Annotated in this window: 9 protein-coding genes; 8 read left to right on the top strand and 1 reads right to left on the bottom strand. The window is 36.1% G+C overall.

What is annotated here, in order from left to right:
- Positions 1-131: 131 nt before the first annotated feature.
- The 8 genes from ACFQ39_RS01515 (at position 132) to katG (ending at position 10,060) form a co-directional block, all read left to right on the top strand.
- Positions 132-2,273 carry a cation:proton antiporter gene (locus ACFQ39_RS01515; protein WP_377175731.1) on the top strand — a complete coding sequence of 714 codons (2,142 nt, stop codon included), beginning with the start codon at positions 132-134 and terminating at the stop codon, positions 2,271-2,273.
- 165 nt (positions 2,274-2,438) lie between these two features.
- Complete coding sequence (locus ACFQ39_RS01520) at positions 2,439-2,696, top strand: nuclear transport factor 2 family protein (protein ID WP_377175733.1); 258 nt, start codon at positions 2,439-2,441, stop codon at positions 2,694-2,696.
- Between the two features lie 6 nt (positions 2,697-2,702).
- Positions 2,703-2,930, top strand: coding sequence for a DUF4440 domain-containing protein (locus ACFQ39_RS01525; protein WP_377175864.1), 228 nt, complete (start codon positions 2,703-2,705; stop codon positions 2,928-2,930).
- Between the two features lie 100 nt (positions 2,931-3,030).
- Positions 3,031-3,411, top strand: a complete 381-nt coding sequence (locus tag ACFQ39_RS01530) for a YkvA family protein (protein ID WP_377175735.1) — start codon at positions 3,031-3,033, stop codon at positions 3,409-3,411.
- 207 nt (positions 3,412-3,618) lie between these two features.
- On the top strand, positions 3,619-4,068 hold the full coding sequence (locus ACFQ39_RS01535; protein ID WP_377175736.1) for a hypothetical protein: 450 nt from the start codon (positions 3,619-3,621) through the stop codon (positions 4,066-4,068).
- Between the two features lie 45 nt (positions 4,069-4,113).
- Positions 4,114-4,878, top strand: a complete 765-nt coding sequence (locus ACFQ39_RS01540) for a DUF6090 family protein (RefSeq protein ID WP_377175738.1) — start codon at positions 4,114-4,116, stop codon at positions 4,876-4,878.
- A 195-nt stretch (positions 4,879-5,073) separates the two neighbouring features.
- A complete protein-coding gene (locus tag ACFQ39_RS01545) occupies positions 5,074-7,698 on the top strand; it encodes an MGH1-like glycoside hydrolase domain-containing protein (RefSeq protein WP_377175739.1) in 2,625 nt (874 codons plus the stop codon).
- Positions 7,699-7,888: 190 nt separating this feature from the next.
- Complete coding sequence (katG, locus tag ACFQ39_RS01550) at positions 7,889-10,060, top strand: catalase/peroxidase HPI (RefSeq protein WP_377175741.1); 2,172 nt, start codon at positions 7,889-7,891, stop codon at positions 10,058-10,060.
- A gap of 120 nt (positions 10,061-10,180) precedes the next feature.
- Here katG and ACFQ39_RS01555 read toward each other — a convergent pair whose 3' ends face one another.
- The gene (locus tag ACFQ39_RS01555; protein ID WP_377175743.1) at positions 10,181-12,589 is read right to left on the bottom strand and encodes a glycoside hydrolase family 3 C-terminal domain-containing protein; all 2,409 of its coding nucleotides are present in this window, start codon (positions 12,587-12,589) and stop codon (positions 10,181-10,183) included.
- Positions 12,590-12,653 lie beyond the last annotated feature (64 nt).

The raw sequence follows: 12,653 nt of genomic DNA on the forward strand, positions 1-12,653 counted from the left end.
ACATAACAAAACCTATAAACTTGGAACGATACAGCACCGCGGAATCTCGCACATCGCATAACCGAAGCACAGGGTTTAGGCTAACCGCCACATTTTATATCATTGCATCATAAATCTAAAATTGGCAGTATATGATCTTGCTAAGTGTTATCGACACAACTTTACCCTTAACAAATCCGGTTTTAAAGTTTCTTGTCATACTGGTTGTGATATTATTTACACCAATTCTTTTAAATAAACTTAAAATACCGCATATCCTCGGTCTTATCATTGCTGGGGCGATTATAGGTCCAAATGGCTTTAATTTACTTTTGCGCGATAGTGGTATCATCTTATCAGGTACGGCAGGTTTACTGTATATTATGTTTCTTGCAGGATTGGAAATTGATATAGCAGAATTCAAAAAGAATAGTTCAAAAAGTTTAACTTTTGGTCTGTATACCTTTTTAATTCCAATGGTCTTAGGTATCTTGTCAAGTATTTATATTTTAAATCTGTCAATCCTTTCAGCTGTATTGGTTGCCAGTATGTATGCCTCCCATACATTAATTTCATATCCGATATTAAGCAAGTTTGGGGTGACCAAAAATCGTGCAGTTAACATTACTGTTGGTGGCACCTTGATTACCGATACACTCGCTCTTTTAGTCTTAGCTGTCATCGTGGGAATGACCAAAGGGGAGGTAAATTCTGCATTTTGGATAAGACTTTCTATGTCCATTTTGATATTTGTTCTTATCGTTATGTTTCTATTTCCTATCATAGGAAGGTGGTTTCTAAAACGATATGAAGATAAAACTTCTCAATACATTTTTGTTCTAACTATGGTTTTTCTTGGCGCAGTGCTTGCCGAAGCAGCCGGAATTGAAGCTATTATTGGAGCATTTTTATCGGGTTTGGCTCTCAACAGATTAATACCGGCCACATCACCCTTAATGAATAGGGTCGAATTTGTAGGAAATGCTGTTTTTATACCCTTCTTCCTAATTGGCGTGGGAATGCTGGTAGATTACCGCGCATTTATTCAAGATTTTGAAACCATTAAGGTTTCAGCAGTGATGACCATTATTGCAACTTCCTCTAAATTTTTAGCGGCCTTGTTGACCCAGAAAACATTTAAGTTTTCTATAGACGAAAGAAGGTTGATTTTTGGATTAAGCAATGCGCAGGCTGCAGCAACACTTGCTGCTGTAATTGTAGGTCACAATATCATACTAGGCGAAACAGCATCAGGAGAACCCATTAGGTTATTGAACGAAAGTATTTTAAATGGAACCATTATCATGATTCTGATCACCTGCACTATTGCAACCTTTGCAGCACAGAAAGGCGGAAAAAATATTTCATTAAATGAATCCTCAATTATCGAAAATATTGATTACGATGAAAGAATATTGATACCTATAAGTAATCCTGATACGATCGAAGAATTAATAAACTTAAGCACCATCATTAAATCAAAGGATAATAAAAACCGATTATTCGCCCTCAATGTTATCAATAATGATCTTATTGATACAAATACCGAATTAAAATCCAAAAAAATGCTTGAAAAAGCTGTAATGACAGCCGCAGCTACCGATATTCAATTAAATAAATTACTGCGGTATGACATGAATATTTCCAATGGAATTACAGGGGTAGTTAAAGAGCAAAATATAACAGATCTGATCTTAGGCCTACATCTTAAAAAAGAAATTTCTGAATCATTTCTGGGAAAATTATCGGAAGGTATCTTGTCAAAATGTAACACCACTACTTTTATCTATAAACCTGTACAACCCATTTCAACTATAAAAAGACATATTATCATAGTACCTCCAAATGCAGAAAAAGTGATAGGTTTTTCCTTTTGGCTTTCCAAAATTTGGAACATCTCTAAAAATACAGGTTCAAAAATTGTTTTATATGCAAATGAGACAACCATCCATTTAATAAAGACTATCGTTTCAAAACAGCCTATTTTAATAGATTTTAAACTTTTTGATGATTGGAATGAATTCTTAAATATATCGCGTGACATTAAAATAGATGATAATTTAATCATTGTATTAAGCAGGATAAATAAGCCATCCTACGATGAAAATATGGCAAACATCCCAAAATACATTAATAAACATTTCAAATTAAATAGTTGTATACTCATATATCCCATGCAAATTGGAATTAATGATAATGAGACAATAGACTTGAATAACCCCTCTTTAAAAGAACCAATTGAAAAACTTGACGAATTGGGGAAAAATATTGTAAAATTATTTAAACGAAAATAAATAGGCACTTTCTTTCAAATACATGGTGTTAAAGCAATTAAAATGTGTGATAAGCAACTCAATTTATTTATCATGGAGGATACAAACAGTATCCATCCTATATCATTGAATAGTCAAAAATCCAAAACTAAATAACCTTTCCTATTCGAATCAAAAAAAAATAACATGAACATTCTAAAATCTAAATTTATCGCTATTCTTACCTTGCTAATAGTTTGTCAATTTGGCAATGCTCAAATTGCGATCTATGAAAACCCTATACCTAAGTATGAGCCTCCGGATCAAGAATTGTATGACCTTATTCTTGCGAAAGACAAAGAATATTTTGACGCGTACAATACTTGTGATATGCAAAAGCAAGAATCACTTTATTCTGAAAACCTGGAATTTTTTCATGACAAAGGTGGTTTAACTACGTCATAACAAGAAATTCTTTCTTCCATTAAAAAAAATATTTGTGGAAAAGTAACTCGAACCTTGATGGAAGGAAGTATTGAGGTTTATCCCATCAAAGATTATGGTGCGGTTGAGATTGGGTTTCATAAATTTTACAACAATGAAGAACCAAATGCGATATCTCAACCCGTTAAATTCATTATTGTCTGGAAGAATGAAAACGATAAGTGGCTAATCACAAAAGTTATTAGTCTTCACTAAAAATCAATCATTAAAAGCTAGAACCAAATAAAGTCCTTGGTCAAAAACCATGTTTTTCAACCCAATTGTATGAAAATAATTTACAAGGCTTAGCATTACAATGAGAATTCTTGAGAAAATAAAAAGGAGTGCCAAACAAATTAAAAAAGAGATTCTTGTATTATCATTGGCCATAAAGGACGAAAGAACACCAATCTTAGCTAAGCTCTTGATAGGTATAACGATAGGTTATGCTTTAAGCCCAATAGACTTAATTCCAGATTTTATTCCTGTTATTGGTTTTATTGATGATTTGATCATTCTCCCACTCCTGATTCTTTTATCTCTTAAATTCATTCCTGAAGAAGTATTGAATGATTGCAGGGACAGCGTAAATAATGAGGTTACTTTGAATAAAAAGTTGGGACAGTTTTCAGCGATAATGATTGTTTTGATTTGGTTTTTTTTGGCAGGATTAATACTTTATAAATTGGTTAAGTAATCCAATTAAAAAAATAATGGCTTCATCGGGATATGCAGACTAATGAAAATGACAGATAAATTGCTTATCGATTAAAAGAGAAATACTTGACCATGTGTGCTTCTAACGCCAAGGACGGTTGCTGTAATTACCTACAAAATACTACTGCAACGAAATAGCAGAAATTTGTTCAAGAAAAATAATCCTCAATAAATTTTTAAATAGAAAATGAAGAAAATATTATCCTGTATTCTATTATTTACTTCTATAAATTATTCTAACGCTCAAAAAATGCCGCAAAAAGAATATGTAGAGCAAGCCAAATACATTTGGGAGAATTTTGTGCCTAAATCAGGACAAGCAGAATATGTTCAAGGTGAATTATTAAGAGCCCTGGAAAAACTAAGAGATGAAGCGCAAAGGAATGGAAATGGTAATTTTTATAAAAAGTGCCACAAAGCTTTCCTAAAATATTTAAAGGAAAAATTATCCGATGAACATATTTTTGATAAAGAAATGATTAAACAAATAAATCGAGAATTAGATAAATTAAGTCATCAAAGACAACCTTATATTGAAGATGACGTTTATGATTACCTTAGCGATAGAATTGTTGATTGGTATCTATACTATGGAAATGAACTGAGACATGCATTTAATACCAACCTACAGTGTTGACGAACAAAAAGTCGATGAACTTTAAACTTTGGAGAAAAAAATAAAATGATTAAGTTTTTTAGAAAAATACGAGAGCAACTAATATATCAAAACAGAACTTCCTCAAAAACGAACAGATTGAGTAAGTATTTCCTTTATGCCATTGGAGAAATTATACTTGTGGTCATAGGTATTTTAATTGCGCTGCAGATCAATAACTGGAATGAAAAAAGAAAAGAGAACCTAAAGTCTAAGGCCCTACTTCAAGAGTTCAAAAAAGATCTTGTGCGAGATACCCTTGAGTCTAATTACGTAACCGGTATGTTAAAACGTCAGATTCAAATTGAATCTTGGGCTCTTTTGTTGACTTCATACCATGAGCACCAGACTGATAGCTTGAGGTTAGTCTTTTTTGGACCTTATTATCAACAATCTATTTCAGTTCGAACCTATGATAAATTACAAAATTCTGAAAACCCTAACCTTACAGGTTTTCCTATCTTGCAAAACAAGCTCACAAAGTATTATACCGAAACAAAATACCTAGTTGATGCATTTAATGAAGAAGAGAAACTTTTTGCCCTTGAAAACAATATCAATCAAATTATTCGGTCAAAATTGGAAATCAATTTAAAAGATTTTCCCATGCTTCCCAAAGCAAAAGATCAAGACAATATTCTGTTTGATTTTGTCACTAGTATTGAAGGCAGGAATTTTATCAAGGAAAATTATATGCGTAGAGAAGGAATGATACGCTATTTTGAAAAAGTAAAACAGGAAGCTAAAGAATTAGTTCTGCAAATAGACACAAGCTTGAAGGGTAATCAATAAAAAAGGATCAGAGTCAAGAATAATCCTGACTTTGTATCTTTTAAAGTTAGTTTTTATTAAAAATATTTTCGAATACAATGTTGTATTACTTTTCAGATTACTGCACTTTAGTCAAAATCTTATTTTTATTTTAGTCACGGTATAAATGAATGTTTGGTGTACCTTATCTTTACACCAATGATGACTCTTTAGTATATGATTAAAAAAACGGCAGAGGTAGAAAGACTATCAGAATCAAAAACTTATAGTAAATGGAAAAAATGGGGCCCTTATTTAGCTGAAAGGCAATGGGGCACTGTAAGAGAAGATTACAGCATCCATGGCGGTGCCTGGGATTTTGTGACCCACGAAAATGCACGAAGCAATGCTTACCGCTGGGGGGAAGAAGGTATTGCCGGTTTTTGTGATTCAAGAGAGATTATGTGTTTGGCTCCGGCATTTTGGAACGGTAAAGACTCGATTTTAAAAGAACGTTTATTCGGACTTACCAATAACCAAGGCAATCATGGAGAGGATGTAAAAGAACTTTATTTTCATCAGGTTTCATCTCCCACACATTCTTATTGCAAATATCTTTATAAGTACCCTCAGAATGAATTTCCTTATTCTGATCTCATCAATAATAACCGGCGCAGCAGAGAAGAACACGAATATGAAATTTTAGATACCGAAACTTTTAAAAACAACGCCTATTTTGATTGTTTTATAGAATATGCTAAGGCTGGTGCCGAAGATATTCTGATGAAGATCACCATCGTGAATCGAGGGTCTACATCTGCTAAAATTCATGTACTTCCCCACCTTTGGTTTAGAAATTTTTGGAAACACAATAAACGCTTTAATCGTCCAGGAATAAAATCCATCAAAGAGGATTGCGTGCAATCTCGGAGTGTAAGAAATGGGAGATACTATTTGTACCACGAAGATGGCAAACAGCTGTTTTGCGATAACGAAACCAATAATGTACGCATCTATAATATCCCGAATGAGGTCGACTATGTAAAAGATGGTATCAATGACCATGTAGTGAACAAAATGCCAACGGTAAATCCTGATAAGAAGGGTTCAAAAGTAGCCATTTGGCATAAATTCAAATTAAAAGCGGGTGAGCAAAAAAGTGTCAGAGTGCGACTGAGTAAAAAATCGTTAAAAGATCCATGGGGAGATTTTGAAAACGTGTTTACACAGAGAATTGAAGAATGTGAAGAATTTTACAGCGAAACCATTGATACCAACTTACCCAAAGATCATCAATTCATTGCCAGAAGTGCTTTTTCCGGTTTATTATGGACGAAGCAGTTTTATTATTATGATGTGTTTAAATGGTTGTTCGGAGAGCCGGGTGAGGTTGCTCCATATCGCACATACTTAAGAAATTTTAGCTGGCAGCACCTTACCAACAGACATGTAATTTCTATGCCCGACAAATGGGAATACCCTTGGTATGCTGCATGGGACTTGGCTTTTCACATGGTCTCTTTTGTTGAAATAGACCCCTATTTTGCCAAAGAACAATTGTTATTGGTACTTCGAGAAAATTATATGCACCCAAACGGGCAAATTCCTGCCTACGAATGGAATTTTAGTGATGTAAATCCTCCTGTACATTCATGGGCGGTATGGAGTGTCTATGAAAAAGATAAAAACTACCACGGGCAAGGAGATATTCAGTTTTTGGAAAAAGCTTTTCAGAAACTACTCCTCAATTTTACCTGGTGGGTAAACCAAAAAGACAAAAGCGGAACAGACCTTTTTGAAGGAGGTTTTTTGGGTTTAGACAATATTGGTGTTTTCGACCGCAACCATATGCCAGAGGGCATTACAAGAATGCAACAGGCAGACGCCACCAGTTGGATGGCCTTATTTGCACTCAATATGTTGCGCATGTCTTTGGAGCTATCGAAAACCAACAAAATCTACGAAGAAGCCGCAGCCAAATTCTTCAGGCATTTCTTGAATATAGCCTGGGCCATGCACCATATTGGTAAAAAAGATCTATCTCTATGGGACGATGAAGACAATTTCTATTACGATGTCGTAGAAATGTGGGGAGGTGCAACAGATCGATTAAAAGTTAGGTCATTGGTTGGTGTCATCCCTATGTTTGCCGTGGAGATCATGCATAAAGATTTATTCGAAGAATTAAAAGAGTTTAAAATTAGAGCGAACGATATTATTAGAACTCGTCCGGATCTGGCCTCTTTAATTTCCAATTTAGATGAGACCAATGCTGATGGAAATTATCTTTTTTCCATTATGCGCGGCTTTAGACTGGAGCATCTGTTGAAGCGTTTGCTAGATGAAAATGAGTTTTTGTCGGATTATGGCATTCGCTCTCTATCAAAGTATCACGAAAGACATCCTTTTATATTTGAACATCACGGGAATTATCAAATTCAATATGAGCCAGGAGAAAGTCGATCGAGTATGTTCGGGGGTAATTCCAATTGGCGAGGACCGATCTGGTTACCTATAAATTACATGATCATTCAGTCTTTGCGCAAGTATTACTCTTTTTATGGCGATAAATACACCTATGAATTCCCAACAGGCTCAGGCATCAAACTTAATTTAAAGCAAATAGCCAATGAAATCACCAAAAGATTGATTAGGCTTTTTGAACGCGATTCAGAAGGGAAATTCCATTATCATGCAGATAGCCCAGGCAAGCATTTCTCAAAAAATGAACACTTTAAAGATTTACACCTTTTTTATGAGTTTTTTGACGGTGATAACGGCAAAGGCCTTGGTGCTTCACATCAAACAGGGTGGACTGCTTTGATAGCCAATTTAATTATGGAAATGAATAAAGAAGAGTGAGTTAGAAAGATTTTCTCATTTTAGATTTTAATCAATACAAATTTTCAGTTTGACTTGTTATCTGCTACTTCACAATAAGTTGCAGGAAAATTGACCAATGTAATAATTTGATATCATCAAGGAAATGATTAAATTTATTACCCTTTAAAAAACTATTTTAATAACCCCCATTAATACAATATATTACACTATGGACAATTCTTCAAAAGGCAAATGCCCTGTGATGCACGGAGCAAATACAGAATCAAGTAAAACGGTAATGAATTGGTGGCCTAATGCACTAAATTTAGATATTTTACACCAACATGACACTAAAACGAATCCTTTAGGCGAGGATTTTAATTATGCAGAGGAATTTAAAAAATTAGATCTCAACGCGGTTAAAAATGATTTAAAAAAGCTGATGACTGAAAGTCAAGATTGGTGGCCTGCGGATTGGGGACATTATGGAGGCTTAATGATCAGAATGGCCTGGCATGCTGCCGGAACCTATCGCATCGCAGATGGCCGTGGAGGAAGCAATACCGGAAACCAACGTTTTGCGCCCCTAAATAGTTGGCCAGACAATGTGAACTTAGACAAAGCAAGAAGACTTTTATGGCCGATTAAGAAGAAATACGGCAACAAACTTTCTTGGGCAGATTTGATGATTCTTGCTGGAAATATGGCCTATGAATCTATGGGTTTTAAAACCTATGGATTTGCGGGAGGGCGAGCGGATATCTGGCATCCGGAAAAAGATATTTACTGGGGTGCAGAAAAAGAGTGGTTAGCTCCTACTGGAAGCGAAGGAAGTAGGTATTCAGGTGAAAGAGAACTGGAAAATCCTTTAGCCGCAGTTATGATGGGACTCATTTATGTAAATCCGGAAGGTGTTGACGGTAATCCAGACCCTTTAAAAACGGGAAGAGATGTACGTGAAACATTTAAAAGAATGGCAATGAATGATGAAGAAACAGTTGCATTAACTGCCGGAGGACATACCGTTGGTAAAGCCCATGGTAATGGTGATGCGTCTATTTTAGGGCCAAAACCTGAAGCTGCTGACTTGGAAACACAAGGATTTGGTTGGATGAATCCAACTGGAAAAGGAAATGCAGAGGATACGGTATCCAGCGGCTTAGAAGGAGCCTGGACCACTACGCCTGACAAATGGAATCATTCCTATTTTCATTTATTGCTCAATTACGACTGGGAATTGAAGAAAAGCCCAGCCGGAGCATGGCAATGGGAACCGATCAATATAAAAGAAGAAGACAAGCCTTTTGATGCACATATTCCGGGTGTTCGCAGAAATCCTATCATGACCGATGCAGATATGGCCATGAAAATGGATCCTGCTTACAGAAAAATATCTGAAAAGTTCTATAAAGATCCTGATTATTTCGCCACTGTTTTTGCCAAAGCTTGGTTTAAACTGACACATAGAGATCTCGGACCAAAATCGCGTTACCTCGGTCCAGATGTGCCAAAAGAAGATTTGATCTGGCAAGACCCAATTCCACAGGTTAAATATACACTTAGCCATGATGAGATTGAAGATCTGAAGAGTAAATTGCTCAATTGTGGTTTAACCGGAACCGAATTGATCAACACTGCCTGGGATAGCGCCAGAACATTTAGGAGCTCTGATTATAGAGGTGGAGCTAATGGAGCTCGTATCCGTTTAAGCCCGCAAAAAGATTGGGTAGGCAATGAACCAAAACGTTTACAAAAAGTACTCGATAAACTTGTTGAACTTCAGGCTTCCTTAAAGAAAAATGTGAGTATCGCGGATTTGATCGTCTTAGGTGGTACTGCTGCTGTAGAAAAAGCTGCGCATGATGCCGGATCAAAAATTAAAGTCCCCTTTACTCCTGGTCGTGGAGATGCCACGCAGGAAATGACCGATGTTGAATCTTTTGAAGTTCTCGAACCTATTCATGATGGATACAGAAACTGGCAGAAAAAAGACTATGTCGTAAAACCCGAAGAACTGCTTTTGGACAAAACCCAACTCATGGGCTTAACAGCTCCCGAAATGACTGCGTTGATAGGTGGTATGCGTGTTTTGGGTACCAACCACGGAGGTACAAAACACGGTGTTTTTACAGACAAGGTAGGTGTACTCAGCAATGATTTTTTTGTCAATCTTACCGACATGAAATACAAATGGGTACCGGTATCTGATAATTTGTACAACATTGTTGACAGAAAAACAGGAGCTACTAAATGGACGGCCACACGTGTAGATCTTGTGTTTGGATCAAACTCTATACTCAGAGCCTATGCCGAAGTATATGCACAAGACGATAGCAAAGAAAAGTTTGTGAAAGATTTTGTAAATGCTTGGGTAAAAGTGATGAACGCAGATCTCTTTTGAAAAGATGTATGAAATTGCAAAATTAGAAATCGAATAAAACCTAAACTTTATTGGGTTCAGCAGATGATAAAACCGCCCCACAGGATGAAGGGGCGGTTTTTTATATGACTTAATTCCACGCTAAATTTCAATCTCTATGGATTGATGAATTTTCCTGGAAGAATTTCCTGCTAGGATTTCGTAAATTCCTTTTTCCAATGCCCATCCTGAACTATTTTCATCCCAATAGCGCAAATCCGAAATAGGTATTTGTAAAAACACTTCTTCCATTGCGCCCGGTTCCAATTCTTGGGTTTTGGCAAAAGCTTTTAATTCTTTTAGGGGACGGTCGATTTTCGAATCGGGTTTTGAAACATACATCTGCACTACTTCTTTACCCCTCTTTTGACCTACATTGTTGACATTCACTTTTATATCGATGGTATCTCCTTCAACCATTACTTCTACATCAGTAAGTTCAAAATTGGTATAGGAAAGACCATAACCAAATGGATACGAAACGTCTAAGTTTGCTTTATCAAAATGTCTGTACCCAATATATATACCCTCTTCATAAAGTGTATAATCTTTGTTGCGAACTTTCTTTTCTTCAGGCAATTCCTTTTTAAAGAGCATCTTTAAGATTTTAAGTGGCTCGCCATCTAAGGGGAAGTTGGCATTTGAAGCATGATCATTTAAATGGACAGGGAAAGTCATCGGCAATTTTCCACTTGGATTCACATTTCCGTGTAAAATATCTGCAACCGCATTTCCGCCTTCCTGTCCTCCTTGCCATGCCAGTAAAATAGCATCCGGTTTGTTTTTCCAAGAATCCGTTTCAATGACTCCACCTACATTCAACACAACAATTACTTTTTTTCCGGCTTTATGGAATGCCTCACATGCCGAACTAATGATGTCCCTTTCTTCTTCCGAAAGTAGGAAATCATCTTTTATAACCCGGTCTGCACCTTCTCCACTATTTCTACCAATGGTGACGATTCCTATATCTGAAGTTGCTGCAAGTTGACTGAGTTCTTCTTTACTCAAATGAAACTCAGGAGGATTATAGGGTTTAAACATGGCGGAAAAACCTTCTGGTTTTAAGAATAATTCTTTATTCGCCTCTTTATGAACTTCAAATGCTTTTTTAGCAATGTCATTGATTTCATATCCTTTATTATTTAATCCTTCTTCCAGAGAAACGGTATAGGCTTCATTTACATCTCCTGAACCAGTTCCTCCGGATATAAAGTCGTAAGAAGTTACTCCTAGAAGTGCTATATTTTTGATGTTTTGGAGAGGAAGTGTTTGTTCGTTTTTAAGCAAAATCATCCCTTCTGCAGCAGATTGCCTAGCAATTTGTGCATGTGCCTTTAAATCAGGTTTATTGCTATACTCGTAATTCTTCATCTTCTGGCTCTCGAAGATTAATTTGAGGATTCGTTTGACAGATACATCAATCTCTTTAATCGAGAGATCTCCATTTTCTGCTGCCTTTCTCAGGGATTCCCATTGCTTTTTTGTTCCAGGCTCAAGTAAATCATTGCCCGCACTTATCTGATCCGGGGCACTCTGTCCTCCAAACCAATCTGTCATGACAAGGCCGTCAAATCCCCAATCGTCTCTTAAAACATTTGTCAATAATTCTTTGCTTTGAGAAACATAGGTACCATTGACTTTATTATAAGATGACATTACCGTCCAAGGTTGTGATTTTTTAACAATGATCTCAAAACCTTTGAGATAGATTTCTCGCATTGCCCTTTCAGATATCAGCGCATCATTAAAATTTCGATTACTCTCTTGATTATTGGCCACAAAATGTTTTAGTGAAGTACCCACACCGTTTGATTCTATTCCATTCACCATAGCTGCGCCTATATTTCCTGTAAGAAGCGGATCTTCTGAATAATATTCAAAATTTCTACCGCAAAATGGGTGTCGCATAATATTGGCTCCGGGTCCCAAAATCACATCAATACCATATTCCAAAGCCTCATTTCCCATCGCCTTTCCCACATTTTCATTCAATTCTACATTCCAAGTTGAAGAGAGCGATGTTGCAATCGGAAAGGCTGTGCAATAATAGGTTTGGTCATCATTTTCGCGTGTTGATTCAATTCTTAATCCTGCCGGGCCATCTGATAAATAAATGGTAGGCAAACCTAATCTAGGTGTGGGAACAATAGTACCCACAGCACCCGGAATTCCAGTCCCTGCTTCAACCATACCAATACCAGATGCCATTCCGGATCCTTTTAACAGATGTATTTTTTCTTCTAAAGTCATTTGACCGAGAAGATCATTTACACGCTCTTCTGTGGTCTTTCTTTTATCTTCATATTCATCCAGAAAGCCATTGTCATTAAGATCTAAGAATGTGAAACCATCTACTGTAATTTCTTTGCTACCCAATTTTTCGGGAAAATCCCTTTCAAAATTTAAAATGTTAGATTTAAACCAAAACCAACCTCCTAAACCCAAAATAATTACTAAAATTAACAATGACAATAGGGTAATCAAGATGATTTTCAAGTACTTGTTCATATTTTAACTATTTTTGTGACAATACGCCACAAATGTAATCAATATTATTTTGTGTCTTAATGTC

This window comes from Namhaeicola litoreus (genome assembly GCF_042679565.1).
Classification (GTDB): domain Bacteria; phylum Bacteroidota; class Bacteroidia; order Flavobacteriales; family Flavobacteriaceae; genus Namhaeicola; species Namhaeicola litoreus.

Excerpts from the sequence above, each read along its gene's own strand:
- ACFQ39_RS01520 (WP_377175733.1), top strand. The coding sequence starts at position 2,439 with ATGAACATTCTAAAATCTAAATTTATCGCTATTCTTACCTTGCTAATA.
- ACFQ39_RS01530 (WP_377175735.1), top strand. The coding sequence starts at position 3,031 with ATGAGAATTCTTGAGAAAATAAAAAGGAGTGCCAAACAAATTAAAAAA.
- ACFQ39_RS01545 (WP_377175739.1), top strand. The coding sequence starts at position 5,074 with ATGATTAAAAAAACGGCAGAGGTAGAAAGACTATCAGAATCAAAAACT.
- ACFQ39_RS01535 (WP_377175736.1), top strand. The coding sequence starts at position 3,619 with ATGAAGAAAATATTATCCTGTATTCTATTATTTACTTCTATAAATTAT.
- ACFQ39_RS01515 (WP_377175731.1), top strand. The coding sequence starts at position 132 with ATGATCTTGCTAAGTGTTATCGACACAACTTTACCCTTAACAAATCCG.
- ACFQ39_RS01555 (WP_377175743.1), bottom strand. The coding sequence starts at position 12,589 with ATGAACAAGTACTTGAAAATCATCTTGATTACCCTATTGTCATTGTTA.
- ACFQ39_RS01540 (WP_377175738.1), top strand. The coding sequence starts at position 4,114 with ATGATTAAGTTTTTTAGAAAAATACGAGAGCAACTAATATATCAAAAC.
- katG (WP_377175741.1), top strand. The coding sequence starts at position 7,889 with ATGGACAATTCTTCAAAAGGCAAATGCCCTGTGATGCACGGAGCAAAT.